This window comes from Paenibacillus illinoisensis NBRC 15959, assembly GCF_004000925.1.
GTDB lineage: Bacteria > Bacillota > Bacilli > Paenibacillales > Paenibacillaceae > Paenibacillus > Paenibacillus illinoisensis.
The window spans coordinates 17,347-41,735 of sequence record NZ_BIME01000012.1; the positions used below are offsets into that span (position 1 = coordinate 17,347).

Here is a 24,389-nt window from a genome sequence, read left to right on the forward strand (position 1 = left end):
ATGAAAGATCTTGCTTTGTTTTTCTGGAAAATTATAGATCTTGCTGTGGCAAACAGGGTATAGTATTACAGCTATAGAGTGATTAAGTATGGATATAGGAGGAGACAGCAATGAACGAGACAAGAAAAGAAACATCCTCCCGATTGCTGTACATAGGCAGAGTCAACGGTAATCCCAATTGGAATTTCCCAAGTCACATGCATGAGGATATCAGTGAAATCGTCTATGTGTCTGATGGGGAAGGCATTATTAAAATTAACGAACATCCCTATGCCGTGCAAAAAGGCGATCTGTTAATCTACAACCAGGGTGTCATTCATGAGCAATGTACCTCCCCGGTCTGTCCACTCAGCCTTTATTATTGTGGAATAGCCAATATCTATTCAGACGGGTCAAGGGGAGAACATATCATTTCCGATAACGCCTCTCCGTATATCAAAACGGAAGCGTACGCTGGCAGAATCGGCGAGCTGCTCGACTTCATGTATGAGGAATCGTCCAATCAACAGGCAGGTTATGAGAAAATCTGTGAAGGATTGCTGGGTGCGCTGCTTGGCTTAGTACAGCGGTTGGTTCAACCGAATGTTTCACGGAAGCAGGATTCGGATCATCTGGCTGTGCGGATCAAGGAATATCTTGATGAGAACTACCTGCAGCACTTGAAACTGAAGGATATCGCTGCGCATTTTCATATGAATCCGTACTACTTATCCCATGTATTTAAGCACAAGTATGATGATTCCCCAATCCGTTACATTGTCTATAGAAGAATGGGAGAAGCGAAGTGCCTGCTGACCACGACAGACATGAAGGTGAGTGAGATCGCACATGTTTTGGGCTATCAAAATGCAAATTATTTCACCATTCTGTTCACCAAGACTATGGGCGAATCTCCTACCCAATACAAGAAAAATGAGCGTTCAGAACGTGTCGATCTAACAGAAACGTAAACTTAACGCTGTAAGCATAGGGAGAGTGAATACCTTGCTCTACTTCATTAACTCATCATGGTGATGTTATGTATAATTAGAGGAAGGCCTAACGTCAGAGGCAGGCAAGTGTAAATAGTGAGGGGGCAGAGGACTGGATTGCGAAAACAAGGGGTTATCGGGAAAGAGAGCAGACGGCGACTACTGGAAGCTGCGACACAGGAATTCGCGTTAAATGGATTCTATCAAGCGAAAATAAGCTCCATCGTTGCCCGTGCAGGAGTAACGCAGCCTGCATTTTATCTTTATTTTGAGAGCAAGGAAGCAGCTTTTGCAGAGCTGATCGATGGTTTTCGAAATGGACTAATCCAGGTCGTCCGGGATAGTCATATCGAGGCAGGGAAGAACAGGGACGATCTCAAGGAAGCCGTCGTGGAATCATTGGGGCAGATTTACCGTTATCTCGGAGAGAATCCGGCGCTGACCCGGATCGGGCTGTATCAGTCCGCGGAGTCGGTGAGAATCAAAGCCGAAATTGCGGGTCTGATGGAACAAAATTTGATTGCAGAACAACAAGCCGGATATTACAGGCATGATCTGGATACGGTATTCTTCGCCGAAGCTTTGCTGGCCATCGTGGAGCGGTTAACACTGATCAAGCTGCTGCCAGGGCACGAAACGCCATCCAAGCTTGCGCGGATCACGCAGGATCTGTTTTTCTACGGAATTTTGGACACGAAGCATCGGGAATAAAATTCTATTGAATGAGATATGCAGTTGAACCAGGCTTTTAATTTCGTTATGGTTTTGCATTTGAATGATAACCTAATACGATAACAGTAAGAGCCAGACTCCGTATTTATCGAAGTCTGGCTCTATTCGAGTTACGGTTAGACTGCGCTCGCAGCATAAAAACCAGAGCGCACAGCAGTACCAACTTTACCAATTTTGACGCAATCGCCGATAAGGCTGGTTTTGGATTCGAACTTGGCTCGAATCTGCTCCGCTACGGTTGTATTTTTTCTCATACCAAAAGCATTAATCATCGTATCTGCCTCAATAAACACCTTGGAACCCTCCGCATTTTCCGCATATAAACCATTGGCTTCAAAGGAAAGGACTTTGTGCCCTCCGAGTATGGTCACCCCGTGACTTTCCAGCATGGGCATCAGAGCTGCACGATTAATGTACATGACATCTTGTCCCGCTTCCGGACGCATCTCCACAATGGTCACTTTTTTGCCTTCCATGGCCAGCTCAAGTCCCAGATCACAACCTGTTAAGCCACCACCTGTAATGACGATCTGTTCGCCGCGAACAAGCTCCTTCTGCAAATGAGCCTCAATGGCCCCAACGACATGATCATTATCAATTCCTGGGATAGGCGGGATGAGAGGGACTGCTCCTGCTCCAATGAAAATGTGATCGGCCGATTGGAGTGCTGGATCATCCGGTTTAACCTCATGATTCAGACGCAATTGCACATGAAGCTGCTTTAACTGCCGTTCATACCAGCCAATCAAGGCACGCAGCTGACCTTTGAATTCCGGCGTAGCCGCACTGGTTACCTGTCCGCCAATTGCTGCCTCTTTCTCATACAAAGTAACCTCATGACCTTTGAGTGCAGCTACACGGGCTGCTTCAAGTCCGGATGGCCCTCCACCTACAACGACAATTTTCTTCGATGTCTCTGCAGGCTGGATGGTAAATCGCTTCTCATTTGCTGCCTGAATATTAACCGCACAGCTGATCTTGGTATTGCGTTCAATAATGCGACCGATGCACTCCTCGTTACAACGAATACACGGACGGATATCTTCGCGCATATTATTGCGCAGCTTGTTCGGAAGCTCGGCATCGGCGATGAGCGCACGGCCGAACATGACAAAATCGGCATCGCCGGAAGCTATTAACCGTACTGCACTCTCGGGAGTATGGCTGCCCGAATTCAGGATGGGAATATTCACTGCTTGCCGGGCAGGTGCACACATGTAGTCCATACATGCATCACCCAGATAGGCTGGCGGGAAAATGTAATCGATTCTCTCGTAGGAGCCTGCATCGATATCAATAGCATCCACGCCGGCACGTTCCAGAATCTGAAGCATCTCCAGACTATCCTCAACTGTACGGCCGCCTTCAAAGCGATGATCCAGCGCGATTCGGAACAAGATAGGCATGTTAGGACCTACTGCCTTGCGAATCGCCTGAACAATCTCAACCGCAAATCGCATGCGCTTCTCGGTACTGCCTCCATATTCATCTTCGCGTTTGTTCCAGATGGGGGACATGAACTGGTCTATCAGATAACCGGCATGGGCATGAATCTCGATCCCATCGAATCCTGCCCGTTTCAGTCTGGCAGCTGAATCTGCAAATTGATCCATGATCGTTTGAATTTCCTCCACGGTGAGTGGATGACATAGAACCTCCGGATTATAGATCGCAGGGATGGCCGAGGCGGATACCGGGGGCTTGCCTGAACGATCTGGCAGTGCATTACGCCCGGTTCCGCAGCTTAACTGAGCGATAATCCGGGTACCGTAACGCTGCACCGCATCCACAAGATCGGTAAGCATTGGCACGACATAATCTTTTTCAACGATGCCTTCCAATACACCCTGCGCCAAATCTTCGGTCAGAAATTGTGCACCTAGGATGATCATGCCTGCGCCGCCTTTGGCACGTTCTTCATAGTAATCAATCTCTTCGAGTGAGATTCGGCCATCGGGACCGGCAGAGTTGGTCCCCATGGGAGACATGACTATTCGATTTTTCACTTCCATGCTTCCGATGTGGAAGGGGGTGAATAGCTTTTCATAAGGATGACTCATGTTCATATACCTCCTGTTGTTCTGGTTGGTGGACTTGATCAATAAATGAATTCAAGAAATTTAACTGAAGTAGGTTACTGGTGAGTAATATAATGGATAAGCTCATGGTAATCCTTTTGCATGATATTAAAAGTGAAAAAAATCACAAGAACGCGTACAATGTCTATGAAAGTGTACACCAGTCAGTGTTGCTTGCCGCACTAATCCTAGATGAATTAGAGGGACGAGGGCAGATGGTCTCAAGGGACGGTGGATAAAAAGGTCTGCAGGAATGTTTCCTGCAGACCCAATGTATAGTCCAAGCGATTAAACCCCCTGCAAGCTGGCGGCTTCCAGCTTGGCAAGACGTTTCATGACTTTCTTCAGCATCACCGAGGCTTTGACGCGAAGAGGAAGATCAGGAGAAATTTCAAGGGTGTACTGCCCGGTAGCGATAAGCTCTTTCAGTTCGGCAACAGAGGCACAAGGACGGTCCAATACATTAAATACACTGCCGTATTGCAGACATTGGTGCGTATCACTTCCGGCCGTTACCGGTTTGCCCAGGGACTGGGCGAACGTTTCAACCTGACTGCGGCAGGTCTGGATACCGGTTTTGTACATATCTTTGGCATTCAAGTCGAAGGCATCCAGACGTCCAAGCAGACCTGGGTCCAGCTCATACAGAGGGGTCGATTCCCGGAAAGGATGTGCACCAATTTTGAACAGGGGCCAGGCTTCGGCCAGACCCAGCAGGTCGGCAAAGGGAATAAATGACCCCTTGGCAGTATAATTTTCCAGCCCGGCACGAACGGCAAGGATATGCTTTTTTTGACCAATGAGCAAAATATGTCCGGTCTCTTGAATGTCTACTTCCATCCCTGGGAAAATGCGCAGTCCGTTCGCGTCATAATATTCTCCGTTGTAGGGGTAGAGGCGATCCAGCGTCTCATAAACATCGTAGAAGTGGCGAGTGTTGAAATGTTCGGTAAGCGCGAGGGCATCCAGTCCGCTGGCCTTGGCTTCGGCGACCATTTCAGTGAAGTAGTCGACAGAGAAATCAGAGTTTTTGGATAATTTGCCGTGAGTATGAAGATCAATACGCATGTAAAGACACTCCTTTTATTCCATGAATGGTTAAGTATATGAATTACAAAATTTCGTAATGTGCGCCGAGCCAGAACAGGAGGACAACATAGATGGCTGACCCGACAAGAAAACCGATATCGCGTGGGGTAAGCTTCAGGTGGGCCAGCTTCAGCCGTTTCGAATCCGGATTCTTCATTCCGTAAGAGAAACCACGGGTTTCGAGTGCTTCCACAGTGGTACGGGAACGTTTGGCGGTTGCGAGCATTAACGGGAAAAAGGATACAACAAACAGTTTCATGTAGTAGACAACAAGCCGCCAGTAGAACCAGCCATGGCTGGAAGGGACCTGACCCCGCAATCTGTACGACAGCATAATGTTGCGGAATTCACCAAATAACACGGGCAAAATGCGATACGCATACGATAGGCTGAACGAGAATGCTGCGGGCATTCCGAGTGCCAGCAAGCCATCCCCGATTCGTTCCGGGTCCATACCCGAAAAGACAGTGATGCTTGCCAGGGATACGATCGACAGCTTCAGGGTTAGGAGTAATAACGGAAATGCGGATTCCAGGTTCCCCCCGAAGAACAGCGAGATAATAAACATCCAGCCCACCTGACCGATCAGCCCCAGACATAGAATAATGATGATGAAGGGAGCGGCGCGGGACAGAATGGTCGTGGTGACCATGAGCATAAACATGCCGAGCAGCACCGTGCCGTTATGAACGAACCAGGGAACGATGGCAAAGAAGAGATACCAGATGAGCATGACACGCGGATCAATTCGGGACAGACTTGCATGACCGCTGCCATATACGGTATTCATTAGCTCCAGCTGAATGCGTTCAATGGATATTTTGTCAAACCAGTTGCGGACAAGCTGCATCAATGTCTTCCTCCTTGGTAAACGAATGATTCGAATGATTCAAAAGATTCTCCACAAATGTCTCGGGAGTCGGACAGAGTTCGGATAGACCCAACCGATGAGATAGTTCCATCATCTGAGTTAGGGCAAGTCCAGAGCGGCGCAGAAGCGGCTCGTCGGCAAACACCTCCGCAGGTGTCCCATCTGCTTCAACACGTCCATCATGCAGCACGATGACACGACTGGCCCATTGGGTAACCAGCTGCATATCATGCGTTGCAATCACCGTTGTCCGCACATGCTGATCCAGTTCATCCAATACGCCGATCAGTTCCTCTCGCGTAGCCAGATCCAGGTTAGCGGTAGGCTCATCAAGCAGCATAAGAGAAGGTTTCATGGCTGCGCCGATCGCAAGGGTAACGCGTCGCTGTTGTCCGCCGCTAAGGAGACGCGCATCCCGCTCCTGTAACGGGGTAAGCCGAAAGCGATTGAGTACATGTGCGATTTGTTCATCGGCTCCCTGGATGCGGCGGGTTCTCAAGAAATATGAAACCTCTTTGCGCACACTGTCTTCGATGAACATCTCGGCAGATTGTTGAAAAATATAAGCGACTCGGCCAGCCAGCTGTTCCAAAGATGAACGATGGGTGATATCCCCAAGCACGCGGACACTGCCTTCCTGAGGCAGACTGATGCCGGCCATGAGCCGGAGTAGTGAAGACTTGCCTGCACCGTTGTTGCCCACCAGGGCAATCCGTTCTCCTTCATGGAGTGAAAAGTTAACACCACGAATAATCTCGTGTTCTTTTTTGCCAAGCCCTCTATATCGCAGACGTGTATCCTTGAATTGAACAATCGGCAGAGAAGCAGCATGTGCATGTTCTTCAGAACAGGACTGTACCTTGCTCTCCGCAGGATGGGGCTGTCTGCCCTGATTGGCCAGTAGTGCGGATATCGCAGCAGTGTGCTTTTTATGAAAATAAACCGCGGCTTCCTCCACCGTGATTGGAAAGAGCTGATGATGCAGCTGCTCGGGTTGGGTTGCCTGATTTTGTTTCAATAATGGAACAGCCTGAATGGCTGCACGGGTCACTTCAGGAGGCTGAATACCAAGCCGCTCCAGATCTGCAATCCGATTCAAACCTTCTTTAACGGGCAGATTCCACAGAACGCGACCTTTGTCCATCAGGACCACATCCGCACAGAAGTCAGCGATAAATTCGGTATGATGCTCGATGACAATAATGGTCTTCCCGTGCTCCTTATTCAAACGGGACAAGCATTCGTAGATGAGTCTGGCATGCTGTGGATCCAGCTGGGAAACGGGTTCATCCACGATAAGTATGTCAGGGTCCATCGACAGTGCCCCGGCAAGTGCAAGCAGGTGCTTCTGTCCGCCGCTCAATTCCCAGATGTACCGATTGTGGATGGAGTCCAGACCGCACATCGTCAGCGCACGTTCACCTAGCTCCTTATAGTTGGCCAGTCCGTAATTCAGTGGAGCAAAGCAAGCTTCATCAAGCACGGTTGGGCGTACCAGCTGATTATCAAAATCCTGATAGACATATCCAATTTTTCTGGACAGATCTGCAACACTTTGCCCAGCCGCTGAGACTCCCAGTACATGGACTTCACCCGCAAAGTCACCCGTATAGAACTGGGGAATCAGGCCGTTAAACAATTTGCACATCGTTGACTTGCCACATCCGTTGCCTCCGATAATCGCAGTGAAGCTTCCGCGGAAGAGCTCAAGTGAGGCTCCATTCAGAACAGGTTCTTCCGAACCGGGATAGGTAAACGTAACATCATGAATGGCAATAACAGTATCGGGTGAAGAAGCAGGGTGGGAAGAATGTATATTAGGCATAAGGGCGATTCTCCGTATTTGAAATGCCTTTGCTTTTGCTTCGTTTCACTCGCATGATCCAAAGTGTTACGACCGCGATGAATGCAGCAGCACTGATACTGATCCAAATCGAGGCTGAGCCGTATTGATCGGCATAGTCCGTTTCCCACACGGCGAAGTTGATGTCCATCTCGGACAGGGATTCCGCGCCAAAAGCCAGTGCGAGCAGCAGCAGACCGATCAGGAACAGCTTCGGACGGAAGAAGCCGACACCTTCATATTTCATGCCAGGATTACGAGGTTTAATACCGAGCAGTGGTTCGATTTTGCCATAGAGAAGGGGAACAAGGTACAACGTAGGCAGCAGAGCGAACAGGATACCCGAGAATAATACGTCGTTCAGGAATCCAACGCCTTCAATCAGCACAACACTCTCGGCAAGTCCGGGAACAGCTTCGAGTTCTTCCACGCCAATCCATACTTTGCCGATATCGACCATGGAACTGAGAAATTGATGAATGATGACCCCAGTCATGGCTGCGACGCCGACTTGCCTGCGATTGCGGGGATCACTGACCATACGGCCTGCGACATACATCGCGAAGGAAAAGGTAATGAATTTCTCCAGTTCACCGAGTCCGCCAAATTGGCCCAGCATCAGTTCACCGAAGATGACTTCACCAAGAGCAGCACCGAGAGCCGCAATCATGGGATGGAACAGGATGCAGAGCGTCAGTGGAATAAAAGCAAAATATTCAACCGACAATTCAATCGGTCCAAGCTGCAGCTTGGGAATGAGCTCTGTAAACATGTTGGATAAGCCGTACAGTGACATGGAAAGCACAAACACCATCATTTTCTGTGAAGACGTCAGCGTATAACGCTCAGTCATCTTCTTCATCGATACATACCTCCCTGAATGTGGTTGATCATAGCCACAGTCTAGGGGCAGAGTATTAACGCAAAAGGAGAGATTTGTAAATCGATTGTAATATTTATTACAGATATAAAAATTAATGAAAAATTTATTACATAGATAAACCACTTGATCACAGGCCAGCTGGTATACTGATGGCAGAGCGAGAAAAGGAGTGATCCGGAATGAATTTATTTGCCCAAAAAGAACAGCTATCACCTGGTCATCTGAAAATTGCCGATTTTGTTGAGCGCAACCCGGAGGAGATATTATTCATGACGGAGCAGGAAATTGCCGACAAGCTCGGAGTAAGTATAGCCACCGTTTCCCGCTTCTGGCGTGCTGTTGGATATGACAATGCCAAAGCATTCAAAATCCGGCTGCGCACCTCCGAGGACACGACACCTGCACTCAAATTAAATAAAACGATCTCCCGCATGGACACGAGCAGCCTGCCTGTGCAATTGCTGGAAGCCTCGGTATCCCATCTGCAGGAGACGTTATCACATATGAAGCAGGGAGATCTGGAGCATGCCGCTTCCATTCTTGCTGAAGCCAGAAGAGTATATATCTATGCGCCTGGGCCCTCAGCCGGTTTGGCAGAGCTGCTGTCATTCCGGTTATCGAGATTTGGATTAACGGTCATTCAACTGGCCGGAAGCGGACATGAATTGCTGGAATCCCTGATGCACATGCAGCAGGAGGATATGGTCTTACTGATGAGCTTTACCCGTCTGCTGCCTGAAGCAGAGGTTATTCTGGATTATGCCAAGGAAGTAAACAGCAAGGCCGTACTTGTGACAGACCGGGAGGATCTGTTATACGGACTGGCAACGGAATTGTCTTTCTATGTAAGTCGCGGTGAGCTGGGGGAATTCCACTCCATGGTTACTCCACTACTTCTTATGGAACAGCTGGTGCTCGCTGTTGGGTTATTGCAGAAGGAGCTGGCGTTATCCAAGCTGGAGAGGCTTGCTGAACTGCGCAGCAAGTATGCGGATAAGCTGCCTCGCGGATAATTAAGGATATTGCGAATCATCTGGCATGGTTATGCTTCTCCTCATTTGGTGTAAAAACATAGATAAGAGCAATTGCTGCTGCTCACGAGCATGTTGAATTACATATGGAATGAGGAGATCGTATGATAACAAGAGGAATCGACCATATAGGGATTACTGTGCCGGATGTGGAACAAGCGACTGTTTTTCTTCAGCAGGTATTTGGCGCCAGACTTGTATATGACAACATTACGCCTCAGGATCCCCCGCAGGAAGGTCCCGAAGCAGAACGGAAGCTGGGGCTTCGACCTGGAGCCAAGGCCACTCATATTCGAATGTTATCTGTCGGGGAGAGCGCCAGTATTGAATTATTTCAGTTTGCAAATACCGAGCAGAATGATCCTGCCAGGGCATCAGACTTCGGTGTGCAGCATGTAGCCTTATATGTGGATCAGATGGAGAACGCGGTGAAACGATTCACAGAGGCAGGAGGAGAGCTTCTCTCCGAGCCCAGTACCTTGTCCGGCCCAATCGAAGGCGGGGAAGGAAATCAATTTGTATATGGACGTGCACCGTGGGGCATGTTGATTGAGCTGATCTCCTACCCGGCCGGCATCGATTATCCCCAGGATAGTGAGGATCAACGGTGGACACCTAAGGCAGGAAGGACTGATTAGAGACTGGGAAGGCCAATTCATGTTCATGTGCTGGGCGTGCTCCTTGTGAGGACTGTTTCGGATGAAACGGTCCTTTTTTGTGCGTATTTGTCCATTTACGTGTTGATATGTTGATAATAAAATAAGGCTTAGTCCATTAAGTTTACCAAAATAAGATTATGCAAAATTTTTTTTGGGTAAATCAAAGATAAGTGATCCAAATGTCCTCAATTGGGGTATCAATAGTAGAAGCGTTCAGTACGATCACGTGAATACATAAAAATTGGAGAAGACTGATTTCCATTTTTGAATTCTGCACAGGGATAAACTACGAAAAAATAAGCGATAAGCATGAGATTATGGGGGAAATGAAGTGCCTATAGTAGAGTTGGACAAGAAAAAAGACGTTGTCACAGATGCGCTGGTCATTAAGGCCATGGAAAAAAGTCTGGCGATCATTCGTTTTGATCTGGATCGGCGGGTGACTTATGTCAATGAGACATTTGCTCGTACGATGGGATATCGTGTAGATGAAATGTATGGGATGCATCATCGGCAATTATGCTTTGCTGATTTCGCAAACAGCCTGGATTATGAGTTGTTCTGGAACAGTATCTTTAACGGCGTAAGCTTTCAGGACAAGATCGAGCGTAAGGATGCTAGTGGCAACTCCGTATGGCTTGAAGCAACATATATGCCCGTCTACGATGAGAATAATGAGAGAATTCTGGGCGTCTCTAAAATTGCCACTAACATTACAAACCGTCAGAAAAACATCTCGGCCGTAGTCCATGAATTGAAAACGATGTCACATGAGATGAACGAGCATGCGGATATTGGGATTGAACGCAGTCGTGAGCTGCTGTCCAGCATCACAGAAATTTCAGAGGTTTCGGCTCATAACCGGGCTACTTTGGCTGATTTGCAGGAGCAAGCAGGCTCGATCCAAGGTGTTGTCAAAACCATTCAGAAGATTGCATCGCAGACACAGCTGCTCGCACTGAATGCTGCCATCGAAGCTGCACATGCAGGTGAGTACGGGCGCGGCTTCGATGTTGTGGCGAAGGAAGTCAGAAAGTTGTCTGCAATGGTGACCGATTCCATTAATGAAATCCGCGATAGTGTGAAAGGCATAACAAAGGAGATTAAGAACATATCCAGCTGTGCACAAAAAGTCGAAGGGTATGCGCAGCAAAGTCAGCAGCAGATTGAAGTGGCTTTGAAAGATTTTACAACGATTGCGGAGTCAGCTCAGTTACTTGATGCCAAGGCGCAGCATGTTACCAAGATCGTTTAAGATGTAACTCTCTTCTATAAAATAACTTAAACAATGAAATAACGAAGCAGGTTCCCGAAACAAGGGGCCTGCTTTTTATGATGCCAAAAAAACGGGAATTATTGTGAGCCTTCAGGGAAAGAATACTCAGAAATACATGTAGGTTCAGGTTTGCAGCATAGAGAAATGTTGGGGTGAGGGCGATGTGGTCTACAATTTTATCGTTTGTCCCCGGTTGGGGAATATGGCTGCAGGCTTTTTTGGTCGTGGCTATTCCGCTTGTCATATTAAAAGCAGCCCGATGGCTGAGTTCTTCCATCAGAAAGGGAGCATTCACCAAAGCCGATTCACAGCAAAAGCAAGACTCTGTTGATTCCTCATCGAATGGTGCTGACCAGGCACAGGGAAGTGAAACCGGCGCGTATGCGAACATCAAGCTTACGGGACACTACGCCACAGATTTGATCAGTTCAAGAGAAACGTTTGGCCAGAATGCAGACGTACATATCCGGGAATTTTTCATCTATGGTACAGATACGCCTGCAGCTGTCATGTATGTTGATGGTTTGGTTGACCAGAATATGGTCGACGAACACTTGATTACTCCCCTTATGTTGAGAGGTGTACCTGAGCTGAAACAGGATGCTTTCTTACATCCGGATAATGCTCATCTACTTAAGGGATATCTGAAAAATCATTTGCTGCCTGTCAGTCAGGTAGAGGAAACCGAATCACTTCAGGAACTTGCTCTGGCTGTGCTCTCCGGGAAAAATGCTCTGATTATGGAAGGGATGCCTGGAGCTCTCCTGATTGGGTCAGCGAAAGGAAAAACACGCAGCGTTGAGGAGCCGTTGTCTGAAGCCCTGCTCCGTGGTCCGCGAATTGGTTTTACGGAAAGTCTCAGTGATAATACGGGGGTACTCCGGCGATATGGCAGTAACCAGAGCCTGTTCTTACAGAAATATGAAGTAGGTACACGGATCAAAAAGGATTTGGTAATTGCGTATATTGAGGACATTGCGAACGCGGATATTGTAGCTGAAGTAAAAAAGCGCATCGAGAAGCTGGACGTGGACGCCATGCTGGAATCCGGTTATATAGAGCAGCTTATTGAGGATGATCAACTGAGTCCTTTTCAACAAGTGCAAAATACCGAGAGACCGGACCGGGTGATCAGTGCCTTGCTTGAAGGACGTGTTGCCATATTGCTGGATGGTACACCCTTCGCATTGATTGTGCCGACAACATTCAGCATGCTGCTGCAATCCCCTGAAGACTACTATGAGCGATGGATTCCAGGTACATTTCTCCGCATGCTTCGTTTTCTGGCAGCGATGATTGCACTTCTTGCGCCTGCCTTATATATTTCGTTTATTTCTTTTCATCCCGGTCTGATTCCGACCAAACTGGCTTTGACCATTATTGAGACGCGAAAGGGAGTGCCGTTTCCCTCCATTATTGAAGCCCTCATTATGGAGACGGCCATTGAGATATTGCGTGAAGCCGGCATACGTCTGCCGAAACCGATTGGACCTGCCATGGGAATCGTCGGTGGTCTCATTATTGGGGATGCGGCTGTACAGGCAGGGATTGTCAGTCCGTTTCTCGTTATTGTCGTCGCCGTTACGGCAATTTCGTCCTTCTCCATTCCAACCTACAGTGCAGGGATTACGCTGCGGATTCTGCGTTTCATCGGCATGTTTAGTGCGGCTATACTCGGCTTGTACGGCGTTGTTTTGTTTATCCTGCTACTCTGCAGTCATCTTGCACGATTACAGAGCTTTGGCGTTCCATATGTCAGCCCAAGTGTTCCTTATAGATTATCGGACTGGAAAGACTTTCTGATCAGGGCACCGCTCAGCATGATGAGGAAACGCCCATACATGATGAAACCCGAAGATCAGGATCGCAAGAAATGAGGATAAGGCTATGATACTGATGAGGAAGAGGTGAAACCAATGAAGCCTTCCTACACTCCCATAACAACAACCCAGGCTGCAATAATGATCATTAACTATATGCTGGGAGCAGGCATCCTGACCTTGCCGCGGACAACGGTGGAAGCCGTGGATACACCTGATGTCTGGATTTCCATTATCATCTCGGGTGTAATCATTATGCTCATTGGTTTCATCATGATCATGCTGTGCCGAAGATTTCCAGGGAAAACCGTGTTTCAGTTTGTTCCGGAGATTACCGGCAAGTGGATAGCCATGCTAATCAGTATGGCTATTATCCTATATTTCATCATTATCTCTGCATTTGAAGTCAGGGTTTTGGCGGAAGTGACCAATTTATATCTGCTTGAGCGTACGCCAACTTGGGCGATTGTGATGGGCTTTATGTGGATCGGGATCTACCTGATATCGGGAGGACTGAATGCAATCGTTCGGTTGTTCGAGATTATTTTGCCGATCACAATTGTTATCTTTGTCATAGCGATCCTTCTCAGCAGCAAAGTATTTGAGATTAACAATCTGAGACCTGTGCTCGGTGAAGGATTTATGCCGGTTATCAAAGGGTTGAAGCCTTCCCTTTTGTCATATACAGGCTATGAGATCATGTTTGTCGTCATGGCTTATATGAAGAACCCTGAAAAGGGAAATAAGGCAATTGTCTGGGGAACGGCAATTCCTACATTAATCTATCTGGTAACGGTTGTTATGGTGGTGGGCAGCTTGTCCATTAATGGCATGAAGACCCGAACCTGGCCTACACTCGATTTGATGAGAAGTTTTGAGATTCAGGGATTGATATTTGAACGGTTTGAATCGTTACTGCTGGTCATCTGGATTATGCAAATTTTTTCGACATTTACCGTCACCTTGTATGCAGCATCCATAGGATGCGCTCAATTGTTCAAACGAAAGGAAATATTGGGAGCCATGTTTATATTAGTTTCCATTATTTATTTTGTTGGCTCTCTTCCGAACGACGTCAACCAGACATTTGCATTAGGGGATTTTGTGGGAGAAGCATCTGTCTATCTATTTGCAATCCTACCATCCCTTTTGCTGCTGTTGAGCTTTATCCGCAAGAAAGGAGGCAGACAGAAATGATTTTTCCCTGGAAGAAAATAATAGGGTTTTCTGCAGCCTTATGTCTGTTGTTTACCCAAACCGGATGTTGGAGCAGCAAAGAGATCGAGGATCTGGGCGTCTACGTGGCTCTGGGGATTGATGCCCCCGAGCAAACTGAATTCGAAAAGGATGTAAACGCCCACGGTGGTCATTATCCAAAAGAGAATAACCTAACTGCTACAGTGCAGATTGTCCCCAAGGATTCTTCGAAACCCAATAGCCAGCAAGGCTCTCCCGCAGCGGGTAAATCCTACTTTAATGAACAATTAACGGGGGATTCGCTATTAGAAATTTTCCGTCAGTTTGCACTTAGAAGAGATCGTCCCCTTATCGGGCATCATTTGAAAGTTATCGTCGTTTCTCAAGAAATTTCACGGAAATACAGCTTGGAACAATTACTTGACTTTGTACTGCGGGATAACGATATCCGTCCTAGCTGCCTGGTCGTGGTGAGTGATGAAAAAGCCATAGATGCACTGTACTCCAATGATCCTAGTGAAATTCCGGCATTTTACCTGACAGGTCTGGTGGAAAATTCATACTTGTCCAACAAAATCATGCCTGCCGTGTCACTGGCCAAGCTGGATGCAACCATGCAGTCGGGCCAAAGCTTTCTCTTACAGAACGTCATCTCATATAAAGGCGAACATAAATTTTCAGGCGCAGGGATCTATCACTCGAAGACAAAACGCCTTATTGGAACTTTAAGCCAAGTCGATCTCGAAGGATTGTCGTGGATTCAGGAAAGACCAAAGGGAGGTGTATTAAAAACCTATGAGGCCCGAACCGGGAGTACGATCGTATATGAAATTAAACATACTAAAGGCAAAATTATTCCTACCGTTCATGGGGACGATATCTCATTTCATGTCAAGGTGGAATCGGAAGGATGGTTCATGGAAGATTGGACGGTTCCTGAAGCATCGGGGGACGAAGCTTACATTCATAAACTGGAGGAGGAGTTCAAAAAAATCGCTGAACAGCAGGTAAAACAGGCTTTAGATAAAATACAGCATAAGTACAAGGTTGATGTTGGCGGGTTTGGCGAGAAACTGCGCATCAAATATCCAAAAGTATGGAAAAAGGTTAAACCGGATTGGGACAACACATTCAGTCAAATCCCGATTACCTACGATATTAAAATCAAAATCAAAAATCAGGGATCATCGACGGAGTAATATCTGAAGGAGTAACCTGGACAAGCCATACAGCCTTTTCAAACCCGTGAAGGATCTGAGAAGGCTGTTTCACATGCCCTTGTCAAAGTTATTCAATTACCAACATACGTGGCGATGTGTCCTGAATGACACGGGAGGAGAACCAGGAGCCGAGAGCTGCTGCAATCATGCCGATGCAAGCGAATAGAACAATTCCAACCCCATTTAGAATAAGAGGAAGATGTACTATACCATAGTCAGCAAGGATCATCTCAAGGAGAACAGGCAGCATATACACGCCAACCAGGATTCCCAGCAGGGCGCCCATAGCGGATAGGAGCGATATTCCCATGGCAATAGACAGCCGAATGCGATGCGAGGTTAATCCAAGCGATTTGTAGATACCATACGTTCTGCTTTCTTTGCGGATACTAATCCGGCAGGTGCTGAAAATAATAATAAATGTAACCAGGATGAAGAGCAGCCCGATCAGGCTCATGGGATAAATTAAAATGTCAGCCGCTTCAGCATAGACTGAATCAAGTAAAGTCTTTTGGGTGACAACAGAAGCGGAATCTTTAAATTCATTGTTTAGTTCCTCTGCTACCTGTTCTGCTTCCAGCGGATCATTCAAATTAATGAATATGGCATCAAAATCACTGTAATTCGGGCGAATCGTATTCATGGCCTCCATCGTAATTCGTCCCGAGATGGACATATTGGCAATAGCTTGATAAATTCCTGTGATGAGGAATGTGCGCTTTTCTCCCTCAATATAAAGATCCAGGAAGTCACCCGGATCTTTGTCTAAAGACTCAGCTACTCCCACACCAATGGCAATTTCATTCTCCTGCACAGGATTTTTCCCCATCAGTGTCTCAAATCCAAGGTCCTGATAGCTTCCTTCCAGTACACTCAGAGCCAGACTGGTGGATTGCCCCTCTCCATCTGCTGAATAGTCTCCGCTGATTACACCAGTCATATTTCCTTGCCAGCCTGCATTTTTGATTCTCGGATCGTCTTGTAACCATTGCTTGAATTCTTCTTCGGGAAATGTACTTTTATTAACAACGACAGCGGCGATGTTTGCATTGTCATAACCCCACTGGGCAGCAGTTTGAGCAATTCCGGTGATACTGGTTAACAGAACAAATCCCAAAACCAGTACGGAAGAGGCTGTTGTTGTCAGCAAGAGCATTAGAATAGAACTTTTGATGTTTTTGGTGACATGGCGAACTCCGATAACTGCACCTACAGGCAGGCGCGTGAACCCGAAGAGAATGGTTAGCGGAGAGTTCATTTTCCGCGCCATCCGGGTATTGTCCAGCTCCGACATTCCATAACGGATGGCCTGCACTGGCTGAATACTCCTTGCTTTTTTGGCATACATCACACCGAACAAAAGGATCATGGCGAACAGGAATACGCCCACAAGCATAGCTGAGCCTATCCCCTCGACCGAGATGTCACGATTTCCCACGCGAAGAGAAGACACGGAGATATTGATGATGAATTTGGATATCCATATACTGAGCCCAAGTCCCGGAAGGATGGCTATACAGGAAAGCATGGAATACTGCATGACATAAGTGCCGATGGTTTTTGCCGAGGTCAGACCGAGTGATTTCAGAATGCCGATCGTTTTATAGTTGGCCAGGATGGCATCCGAAATCGTAAATCCTATCGTAATCAGAGCGATGGCAAGCATGACAACTCCTAGGAAAATCATGATGAATCCGATGATTTGATTAATGATCAGATAGAAAGAAGAGATCCCCTCAAACTCCATCTTGGTTTCCAGAAACGGACTGCCTGCCTCAAGCGAGTACCGTTCCCAATAACTTGAATTGGCACTATAATCGTCGAAATGGATACCCAGCATATAATTATCGTTTCCCGGAAGAGACTGAACATGCTTCGAATAATCGGAAGGGTTCATCCAGACTCGTGCTGTATTGGTGAAGGGTGCCCCATAGGGGACATCGACTACACTGCCGGATACGTTCAATTTGATGGTAGTGCTCCCCGTTTTGAAGCCGATAGTATCTCCGGCCGAGACACCGTACGCATTGGCCATGGAAGTGGGAATCCAGACCGAACCTGGCTCGGGAACCGCTCCTGGTGTTCCACTAGAAAATATAAGCTTATCCACAACCCGCGGCGTTGAAGGGGTATTCATCATGTAAAGGTAAATATTAGGGATATCCGTGCCATGAAACGAGATGCCCGATAACGTTCGGTACGTTAGCAGTTCAGACACTTCAACGCCTTCCTGGGAAGCCCACCAAGAGTGAACAGCCTTTGGATCATTCAGGCCTTTATCAAAAGTCAAAATCTGATGAGATCCATTGGTGTGGGTATGCATTTCTCTAAACTGATTACCTGTGTTGGCCAGAATCATGACAGCTGTAGACAACAGCAGCGTGGATAGAAGAATGAGCAGAGCGATAAACGAGTTTTGTATTTTGCTTCTGCCCAGATAGGAGAGGCTAAGTTTCAACATGACAGCCATCGTTATTCCTTCCCCGATACAAAGGCAAATATCATGTCCTCACGGTCATGAACCTGATGCTCGTTATAGGGTTCGAATTCGAGAATGCCACCAACCTTGCCGTCCCGGATTAATATCAGACGATCGGCACGGCAGGCTGCCTTGATATCGTGAGTGACCATGACAACGGATTGCCCTTTTTGATGAATGTCTGTCAGGATGTCGAGAACAGCCTTACCATGCTCCACATTCAGACTTCCAGTCGGTTCATCGGCGAAAAGGACGTCAGGAGTATTGATCAAAGCCCGTGCAATGGCGGCTCGCTGCTGCTGGCCTCCTGAAGTCTGGGAGGGAAGACGGCTGCTCAGACTGTCAATATCCAAGGATTTCATCAATTGGGCTGCCCGCAGCTGAATTTTATTCTTTTTGGTTCCGGCGATGTAACCCGGCAGTGCAATATTCTCTCGAATAGAGAGATCCGGTACGAGATTAATACTTTGATAGATATAACCAATCCGGCGAGTGCGAAAATCAGACATTTCCCGCTCGCTGTAATCATCGATGCGTTGTTCCTGAAAATAGACTTCACCAGCAGTTACATGATCCAGACCACTCAGCAAATAGAGCAGGGTGGATTTGCCCGAACCCGAGTTGCCCATGATGACGGTAAAATCCCCTTGATATATATCCAGATCAATATTGCGTATGGCATGGTATTGTTCCGGGCCTGCGCTGTATGTTTTGCATAGGTTATGCGCACGAATAATCGGTGTTTTACTCAAGAAAATCACTCCCCAAAGCGGTATACGTTTTATTTTAGATGGGGGATGTTGAGGAAGTCTTATCAAATTATGAATAAAGTCTTACAGGCTGAATGCCAGCCTGAATGGATTGGGACGAGTCAGCAGACCGGCAGGCTAAATTGAAAGCTGGTTCCTTGCCCCTCTTTGCTTGAAAAGGATATGCGTCCCCCGTGTGCTTCAACGATATTTTTGCAAATGGACAAGCCAAGGCCTGTACCTTCATGCACGTGTCTGGATACAGGAGACGCTTGCCCCCGGAAATAACGTTCAAATACAAAAGGCATATCTTGTGCCCGTATTCCCGGACCCGTGTCAGTGATTGTCACAATGAACTGATCGGCTCTCAGCTCTGTATGAACACGAATGGCATCCCCGCGATGGGTGTGCTTCAGTGCATTGGATATGAGATTGGCCAGCACTTGTTCGATCCTTGTGGTGTCCATGCGGATTAACACATTCGGAACGGATTCGGGCGTTTCATATGTTAGACCTTTCATGCGCACAGCATGTCTGAATGATCCAAGCATGGCTTCGAAAGTGGGACCACTATAAACTTCACGCGGCTCTACGGATATCTGACCCAGTTCCTGCAGCGCATGAAGTAGCAGATCTTCAACCAATTGGGCGGTTTTGTCCGTGTGGGTCTGCATGATTCGCATATACTCCATCAGGGTTTCCTCATCTGCGCACATTCCTTCCATAATGGCCTCAATATACGCTTTAACCGTGGTAATGGGTGTTTTGATATCATGCGAAATATTGGTGATGAGTTCCTTCTGCGCCTGTTCTTGCTTCGTACGTTGTTCACTCAAATACTTGATTTCGGTGCGCATCAGATCGAACATGGCATATAATTTGCCTACTTCGTCTGCATGTTTATAATGAATTGGCTTATCATACTGTCCCTTGAGAATAGATTCAGCATGATGCTGAAGCATATGTACCGGTGACAGTAATCGTTTATGTATTTTGCGATGCATGGTTAACAGAAGAATGCCGAGAATAAGTGCGATTATGATGGATATGCCTGCAACCAGATAAGGCAGGATGGATGAAGGCTGGACAGTAACCATGGCTTTAGGGATGGTAAAGATGGCGTTTCCGATCTGAATTCCATCCGCAGCATGGAGGACAGGGAAAGCCATGTCCACCACATCCTCTCCATGGTTGGCATGTCCGGCATGGTTCAGATCATAATGCAAGGCGGATGCCAGATGGATATGTTCTCCTTGAGAGGATGGATCGGAAGAGAATAGGATCGTACCGTCCAGGCCGACATAGGATAACTGGATGCCTTGCTCTTTGGCGAGGGCACGAACGTTTTCCTGAACCTCCGGGCTGATGAGTTGATGATGATTCTGCTCCAAAGCAAGCATCACCGGATTGATGATGAGCCGGACCAGATGAATGGACAAGTTGGACTCCTCTGTATGATGACCTGACCGATCCACAGCAAGTGTCAGGCTGCATCCAAGGAGAGAAATAAGCAGAATGAGTACGGCGATCAGCCAGCGTTTGGACCATTGGAGTAACGACATCGAGATTGTGGTCTCCCATCTATCTTAGTGGTTGAATTTGTAGCCGACTCCCCAGACTGTCTTCAGAACAACGGGCTCGGAGGGGGTAGCTTCAATTTTCTCTCTCAATCTTCGGATATATACAGTGACCGTATTTTCATCCCCGTAAGCATCGTATCCCCAAACAGCGTCCAGCAGTTGTGACTTAGAGAACACCTGATTCTTGTGGCTCGCCAGGTAGTACAGCAGTTCGAATTCCTTCGCAGAAAGTGAAACTTCATCTCCACTTACCGTGACCTTGTACGCTTTCTTGTCGATTACCAGGTTGGACAGACGAAGAAGATGTTCCTCCTCACGCTCGGATGCAAGACTGTCATACCGCCTGAAATGGGCATTGATTCGCGCAAGCAGCTCACTCAGGGAGAAGGGTTTGGTCATATAATCATCTGCCCCAAAGCCCAAACCAAGCACCTTGTCGGTATCACTTCCTCTTGCACTTAGAATGAGGATTGGAATATTGTTTCTTCGTCTTATTTCACGGCATACCTCAATACCATCCATATCCGGAAGCATGATATCCAGGATAATATAGTCCGGCTGCAGCATGTCCATCAGTTGCAATCCATCTTGTCCAGTGGCTGCGACTGCCGCGTCATATTGGTTTTTGTTCAGATAGTCTCTTACAATACGTGAAATGTCTTGCTCGTCTTCAATAATGAGTATTCTACGTGAATGAGGCATAGGTATCGCTCCAATAAAGGGTAATGGAAATTTCGTTAATGATGGTTGAATCTGTAAATGACTATGATTTTAACTATACAGGGTTATGTGAGAGGAGTCATGAATAAATTTGGAGTAGTAAAAAGTTCAAAGAACCCATAAACGTGACCTGTTTAGAGGTCGTCATGGGTTCGAGATTCAGATGTGTTACACATGCTCCATATCGAAAGATGGGTGGGACTGGGATTTCAAATATTCCAAAGGGGACATTCCGAAGTGAGCGCGAAATACCCGGTGGAAATAGGAATAGCTGGCGAATCCACACGTCTCGGCGATATGCTCCAGTGTCATCTCACTGTACTTCATGCGTTCCAGTGCGACATTCAGGCGAATTTCAATAGCGTACTGGATCATGGTTTTGCCGTAGTGTTCCTTGAACAGCCGTACTGCGCGTGACAGACTAAGACCAGCGTAACGGGCAGCCTCCTCAAGTTTGAATGTAACGGTAGCATGTTCCTCAATGAAACGCTTTAGCTTCAGGGTGGAGGACACGCTTCGATCCGTCTGGAGACTTTCGCTAATCGCACGGTCGATGTACAGACAGAGTCCGCGTAATAGGGCGTCTTTTAACTCCTCATTTTCTTCAAGAGGTCCTCGGCGCTGCTCCAGCAAAATATTGCGCCACAGGCTGACCAGCTTGTCATCCAGTCCAATTCGGTTTACGGTAGGGCGCTGAATTCGCTTCCACCACTGATCAATCCAGGAACCTTCACAGAACAAATAATAATCCCCGCTGGACAATCGTCCTTCCTTATGCGGTTCTGCGACCACGAGATGATAGTCATCTCCTGGTTTCAACAGCAGCAAATCCCCGCTCGTCATCGTAAATTCTTCATCCTGCACATATACCTTGCAGGAGCCTTCGGTTTGCAGACGGAACAGGTAGGTCTGAAGCTCGCCCTTCATGTTGTGGTTAAATGCCTTGTAGTGATAAGAGTAGTCACAGATCAGTACTGAAGTCTTCAACGGTTCCAAAGATGCAATCCTCCAATATGGTATCCTGCATGCACTTTTATAGGTGAAATCATCGTGATGCAAAATACTGGAATAAAAAATCAGTCAAATAGTTCATGTTCTGACGATATTGTATATGTTCATTCTAGCCTGTTTTGCGGTAGGATGATACCAGATAGAGCAATGAAAGCAAATTTGAGAGCAGAGGTGTATCATTCATGAAAAAACTTAATATTGGTTTGCAATTGTTCACCCTCCGTGATGAAACTGCAGCAGATTTTCGTGGCACATTGCGCAAGGTAGCAGAGCTTGGTTATGAAGGTGTGGAATTCGCTGGTTATGGTGACATTCCTGCCGAAGAGATGAAAGCATTGCTGGATGAGCTGGGCCTCAAAGGATTCAGCAGCCACGTTTCCCTGCACGCGATGCGCGAAGATTTGCAAAAACAAATTGATTACCTCAAAACGATTGGGGCTCAATATATGATCTGTCCTTACCTCATGCCTGAAGATCGCCCTGACAATGCTGAAGGCTGGACCAAGTTGTTCGCTGAACTGCAGCAATATGGTGCGGAAGCAGCGAAACAAGGTTTGATCTTTGGTTATCACAACCATGACTTCGAATTCCATGGCCAAGTTGGCGACAAAAATGCCTTCGATGCCATGTTCGCTGAAACGACGCCTGAGGCTGTACAAGTGGAAATGGACGTATGTTGGGTCCAATTTGCGGGACAAAATCCGATCGAGTATATTAATCAATATGCAGGCCGTCTGCCGCTTCTCCATCTGAAGGACTTCAGCAAAGACGAACAGGGTCAGATGAAAACCTTGGAACTGGGACAAGGTTCGGTTGACCTGCCAGCAGTTATTGAAGCATCAACGAGCGCAGGCGTGGAATGGCTGATCGTGGAACAGGATGTATGTCAGAATCCTCCACTTGAAAGCGTAGCCAACAGTTACAACTGGCTCAAACAGAACTACCTGAACCAATTTTAATCTAGCAATTCCAATCATTAAATGAAGCAAATGCTGAATCTATTTGTCAAAGGGGACATTAATCCATGAGTAAAATTAAAGTTGCTGTATTCGGCTGTGGAGCCATTGCTGAACGCAGACATATTCCAGAATACGCTGCTAATGAAAACGTAGAGCTTGTCGCTTTTGCCGATCCAATTGTGGAGCGTGCAGAGAAAATGGCCGAAACTTACGGCGGCAAAGCATACTCCAGCTACGAAGAACTGCTTGCAAATGAAACAGTTGATGCTGTTAGCGTATGCACACCTAACTATCTGCATGCCTCCATGGCCATTGCTGCTGCGAATGCAGGCAAGCACGTGCTGGTTGAGAAGCCGATGGCTGTTACTACCGAAGAAGGCGAGCAAATGATTGAAGCTGCCAAGAAAAACGGTGTGTATCTGATGGTTGGACACAACCAACGCCTGATGCCTCCACACGTCAAAGCAAAAGAAATTCTGGATTCCGGCAAACTGGGTAAAGTGCTGAACTTCCGTACTTCCTTTGGTCATCCAGGACCGGAAGCATGGAGTGTGGACGGAGCAGAGAGCTGGTTCTTCCGTAAGGAAGAAGCAATTATGGGCGCCATGGGTGATCTCGGCGTGCACAAGTCTGACTTCATCCGCTATTTGCTGAACGATGAAGTGTCCGAAGTGGCTGGGTTCATCAGCACCCTGCACAAAGAAGGCACGGAAGTGGATGACAATGCGACATGCTTGCTTCGCATGAAGAGTGGTGCCATTGGTACACTCGTTGCCAGCTGGACTCAATACAGAGCAGGAGACAACAGTACGGTTCTGTGGTGCGAGAATGGCGTTATGAAAATCGGTACGGTCGAAGGCGACGAAGTAATCGTCGAGCTGACGAACGGTACGGTTGAAACGTACAAAGTTGGTGCGATGGCAACAAATGAGAAGCAGGTACCAAGCGGCGTTATTGACGCATTTGTGGAATCCATTGTGACTCAAACGCCTCCAAGCATCTCCGGTGAAGAAGGTCTTCGTTCCCTGCAGGTCATTCTGGCAGCCTTCGAATCCGAGAAGACAGGTCAGATCGTTAAACTGTAAGACGGATCCGTTCAAGGTCATTATATATGTTCATGTGAGGGTACCTCCAGCGTTTCTCTGGTTGGTGCCCTCTTTTTATTTACTTTAGTAAGGAAAAGAGACGGCCTCCCGCATCGAAAGTGGGGAGGCCGTCTCT

Annotated in this window: 20 protein-coding genes; 10 read left to right on the plus strand and 10 right to left on the minus strand. The window is 47.3% G+C overall.

Going from position 1 to position 24,389, the window contains the following annotated elements; translation table 11 throughout:
- The first annotated feature begins 110 nt into the window (after positions 1-110).
- Positions 111-950 carry an AraC family transcriptional regulator gene (locus PIL01S_RS23785; RefSeq protein WP_127539707.1) on the plus strand — a complete coding sequence of 280 codons (840 nt, stop codon included), beginning with the start codon at positions 111-113 and terminating at the stop codon, positions 948-950.
- Between the two features lie 138 nt (positions 951-1,088).
- Positions 1,089-1,682, plus strand: a complete 594-nt coding sequence (locus PIL01S_RS23790; protein WP_127539708.1) for a TetR/AcrR family transcriptional regulator — start codon at positions 1,089-1,091, stop codon at positions 1,680-1,682.
- 137 nt (positions 1,683-1,819) lie between these two features.
- On the opposite strand, the gene PIL01S_RS23795 is transcribed toward PIL01S_RS23790, so the two are convergent.
- The 5 genes from PIL01S_RS23795 to PIL01S_RS23815 all read right to left on the minus strand — a co-directional run bounded on the left by PIL01S_RS23795 (position 1,820) and on the right by PIL01S_RS23815 (position 8,446).
- The gene (locus PIL01S_RS23795) at positions 1,820-3,763 is read right to left on the minus strand and encodes an NAD(P)/FAD-dependent oxidoreductase (protein ID WP_127539709.1); all 1,944 of its coding nucleotides are present in this window, start codon (positions 3,761-3,763) and stop codon (positions 1,820-1,822) included.
- A 306-nt stretch (positions 3,764-4,069) separates the two neighbouring features.
- On the minus strand, positions 4,070-4,849 hold the full coding sequence (locus PIL01S_RS23800) for a PHP domain-containing protein (protein WP_127539710.1): 780 nt from the start codon (positions 4,847-4,849) through the stop codon (positions 4,070-4,072).
- 43 nt (positions 4,850-4,892) lie between these two features.
- Positions 4,893-5,720: an energy-coupling factor transporter transmembrane component T family protein gene (locus PIL01S_RS23805; RefSeq protein ID WP_127539711.1), complete on the minus strand. Its 828-nt coding sequence runs from the start codon at positions 5,718-5,720 to the stop codon at positions 4,893-4,895.
- Complete coding sequence (locus tag PIL01S_RS23810; RefSeq protein WP_127539712.1) at positions 5,695-7,566, minus strand: ABC transporter ATP-binding protein; 1,872 nt, start codon at positions 7,564-7,566, stop codon at positions 5,695-5,697. The genes PIL01S_RS23805 and PIL01S_RS23810 overlap by 26 nt, the downstream gene beginning before the upstream one ends.
- Entirely contained in the window at positions 7,559-8,446 is an 888-nt protein-coding gene (locus tag PIL01S_RS23815) for a cell division protein FtsQ (RefSeq protein WP_127539713.1), read from the minus strand. Before PIL01S_RS23815 ends, PIL01S_RS23810 begins: the two co-directional genes overlap by 8 nt.
- A gap of 200 nt (positions 8,447-8,646) precedes the next feature.
- Here PIL01S_RS23815 and PIL01S_RS23820 point away from each other — a divergent pair, with 200 nt between their 5' ends.
- The 6 genes from PIL01S_RS23820 (at position 8,647) to PIL01S_RS23845 (ending at position 15,649) form a co-directional block, all read left to right on the plus strand.
- Complete coding sequence (locus tag PIL01S_RS23820) at positions 8,647-9,480, plus strand: MurR/RpiR family transcriptional regulator (RefSeq protein ID WP_127539714.1); 834 nt, start codon at positions 8,647-8,649, stop codon at positions 9,478-9,480.
- 122 nt (positions 9,481-9,602) lie between these two features.
- Positions 9,603-10,136 carry a VOC family protein gene (locus tag PIL01S_RS23825; protein ID WP_174818726.1) on the plus strand — a complete coding sequence of 178 codons (534 nt, stop codon included), beginning with the start codon at positions 9,603-9,605 and terminating at the stop codon, positions 10,134-10,136.
- Positions 10,137-10,551: 415 nt separating this feature from the next.
- Entirely contained in the window at positions 10,552-11,412 is an 861-nt protein-coding gene (locus PIL01S_RS23830; protein ID WP_127539925.1) for a methyl-accepting chemotaxis protein, read from the plus strand.
- A 182-nt stretch (positions 11,413-11,594) separates the two neighbouring features.
- On the plus strand, positions 11,595-13,310 hold the full coding sequence (locus tag PIL01S_RS23835; RefSeq protein WP_127539715.1) for a spore germination protein: 1,716 nt from the start codon (positions 11,595-11,597) through the stop codon (positions 13,308-13,310).
- A 39-nt stretch (positions 13,311-13,349) separates the two neighbouring features.
- Positions 13,350-14,450: a GerAB/ArcD/ProY family transporter gene (locus PIL01S_RS23840; RefSeq protein WP_127539716.1), complete on the plus strand. Its 1,101-nt coding sequence runs from the start codon at positions 13,350-13,352 to the stop codon at positions 14,448-14,450.
- Complete coding sequence (locus tag PIL01S_RS23845; protein WP_127539717.1) at positions 14,447-15,649, plus strand: Ger(x)C family spore germination protein; 1,203 nt, start codon at positions 14,447-14,449, stop codon at positions 15,647-15,649. Before PIL01S_RS23840 ends, PIL01S_RS23845 begins: the two co-directional genes overlap by 4 nt.
- 88 nt (positions 15,650-15,737) lie before the next feature.
- On the opposite strand, the gene PIL01S_RS23850 is transcribed toward PIL01S_RS23845, so the two are convergent.
- The 5 genes from PIL01S_RS23850 to PIL01S_RS23870 all read right to left on the minus strand — a co-directional run bounded on the left by PIL01S_RS23850 (position 15,738) and on the right by PIL01S_RS23870 (position 22,185).
- On the minus strand, positions 15,738-18,140 hold the full coding sequence (locus PIL01S_RS23850; RefSeq protein ID WP_127539718.1) for an ABC transporter permease: 2,403 nt from the start codon (positions 18,138-18,140) through the stop codon (positions 15,738-15,740).
- 2 nt (positions 18,141-18,142) lie between these two features.
- The gene (locus PIL01S_RS23855) at positions 18,143-18,901 is read right to left on the minus strand and encodes an ABC transporter ATP-binding protein (RefSeq protein ID WP_174818727.1); all 759 of its coding nucleotides are present in this window, start codon (positions 18,899-18,901) and stop codon (positions 18,143-18,145) included.
- 119 nt (positions 18,902-19,020) lie between these two features.
- On the minus strand, positions 19,021-20,460 hold the full coding sequence (locus PIL01S_RS23860; RefSeq protein ID WP_127539719.1) for a sensor histidine kinase: 1,440 nt from the start codon (positions 20,458-20,460) through the stop codon (positions 19,021-19,023).
- A 24-nt stretch (positions 20,461-20,484) separates the two neighbouring features.
- On the minus strand, positions 20,485-21,180 hold the full coding sequence (locus PIL01S_RS23865) for a response regulator transcription factor (protein ID WP_127539720.1): 696 nt from the start codon (positions 21,178-21,180) through the stop codon (positions 20,485-20,487).
- Between the two features lie 186 nt (positions 21,181-21,366).
- A complete protein-coding gene (locus PIL01S_RS23870) occupies positions 21,367-22,185 on the minus strand; it encodes an AraC family transcriptional regulator (protein WP_095361747.1) in 819 nt (272 codons plus the stop codon).
- A 206-nt stretch (positions 22,186-22,391) separates the two neighbouring features.
- Between PIL01S_RS23870 and PIL01S_RS23875 the strand changes: the two genes are divergently transcribed.
- Together PIL01S_RS23875 and PIL01S_RS23880 are read left to right on the plus strand one after the other, a co-directional pair.
- A complete protein-coding gene (locus PIL01S_RS23875; protein ID WP_095292272.1) occupies positions 22,392-23,168 on the plus strand; it encodes a sugar phosphate isomerase/epimerase family protein in 777 nt (258 codons plus the stop codon).
- Positions 23,169-23,233: 65 nt separating this feature from the next.
- Positions 23,234-24,253 carry a Gfo/Idh/MocA family protein gene (locus PIL01S_RS23880; RefSeq protein WP_127539721.1) on the plus strand — a complete coding sequence of 340 codons (1,020 nt, stop codon included), beginning with the start codon at positions 23,234-23,236 and terminating at the stop codon, positions 24,251-24,253.
- The last annotated feature ends 136 nt before the right edge of the window (positions 24,254-24,389 follow it).

What these genes read in the sequence shown, in the direction of transcription:
- PIL01S_RS23800 (WP_127539710.1), bottom strand. Translation starts at nt 4,849, where the DNA reads ATGCGTATTGATCTTCATACTCACGGCAAATTATCCAAAAACTCTGAT.
- PIL01S_RS23875 (WP_095292272.1), top strand. Translation starts at nt 22,392, where the DNA reads ATGAAAAAACTTAATATTGGTTTGCAATTGTTCACCCTCCGTGATGAA.
- PIL01S_RS23785 (WP_127539707.1), top strand. Translation starts at nt 111, where the DNA reads ATGAACGAGACAAGAAAAGAAACATCCTCCCGATTGCTGTACATAGGC.
- PIL01S_RS23865 (WP_127539720.1), bottom strand. Translation starts at nt 21,180, where the DNA reads ATGCCTCATTCACGTAGAATACTCATTATTGAAGACGAGCAAGACATT.
- PIL01S_RS23850 (WP_127539718.1), bottom strand. Translation starts at nt 18,140, where the DNA reads ATGGCTGTCATGTTGAAACTTAGCCTCTCCTATCTGGGCAGAAGCAAA.
- PIL01S_RS23830 (WP_127539925.1), top strand. Translation starts at nt 10,552, where the DNA reads ATGGAAAAAAGTCTGGCGATCATTCGTTTTGATCTGGATCGGCGGGTG.
- PIL01S_RS23845 (WP_127539717.1), top strand. Translation starts at nt 14,447, where the DNA reads ATGATTTTTCCCTGGAAGAAAATAATAGGGTTTTCTGCAGCCTTATGT.
- PIL01S_RS23840 (WP_127539716.1), top strand. Translation starts at nt 13,350, where the DNA reads ATGAAGCCTTCCTACACTCCCATAACAACAACCCAGGCTGCAATAATG.
- PIL01S_RS23795 (WP_127539709.1), bottom strand. Translation starts at nt 3,763, where the DNA reads ATGAGTCATCCTTATGAAAAGCTATTCACCCCCTTCCACATCGGAAGC.
- PIL01S_RS23815 (WP_127539713.1), bottom strand. Translation starts at nt 8,446, where the DNA reads ATGAAGAAGATGACTGAGCGTTATACGCTGACGTCTTCACAGAAAATG.
- PIL01S_RS23835 (WP_127539715.1), top strand. Translation starts at nt 11,595, where the DNA reads ATGTGGTCTACAATTTTATCGTTTGTCCCCGGTTGGGGAATATGGCTG.
- PIL01S_RS23810 (WP_127539712.1), bottom strand. Translation starts at nt 7,566, where the DNA reads ATGCCTAATATACATTCTTCCCACCCTGCTTCTTCACCCGATACTGTT.
- PIL01S_RS23805 (WP_127539711.1), bottom strand. Translation starts at nt 5,720, where the DNA reads ATGCAGCTTGTCCGCAACTGGTTTGACAAAATATCCATTGAACGCATT.
- PIL01S_RS23880 (WP_127539721.1), top strand. Translation starts at nt 23,234, where the DNA reads ATGAGTAAAATTAAAGTTGCTGTATTCGGCTGTGGAGCCATTGCTGAA.
- PIL01S_RS23820 (WP_127539714.1), top strand. Translation starts at nt 8,647, where the DNA reads ATGAATTTATTTGCCCAAAAAGAACAGCTATCACCTGGTCATCTGAAA.
- PIL01S_RS23825 (WP_174818726.1), top strand. Translation starts at nt 9,603, where the DNA reads ATGATAACAAGAGGAATCGACCATATAGGGATTACTGTGCCGGATGTG.
- PIL01S_RS23860 (WP_127539719.1), bottom strand. Translation starts at nt 20,460, where the DNA reads ATGTCGTTACTCCAATGGTCCAAACGCTGGCTGATCGCCGTACTCATT.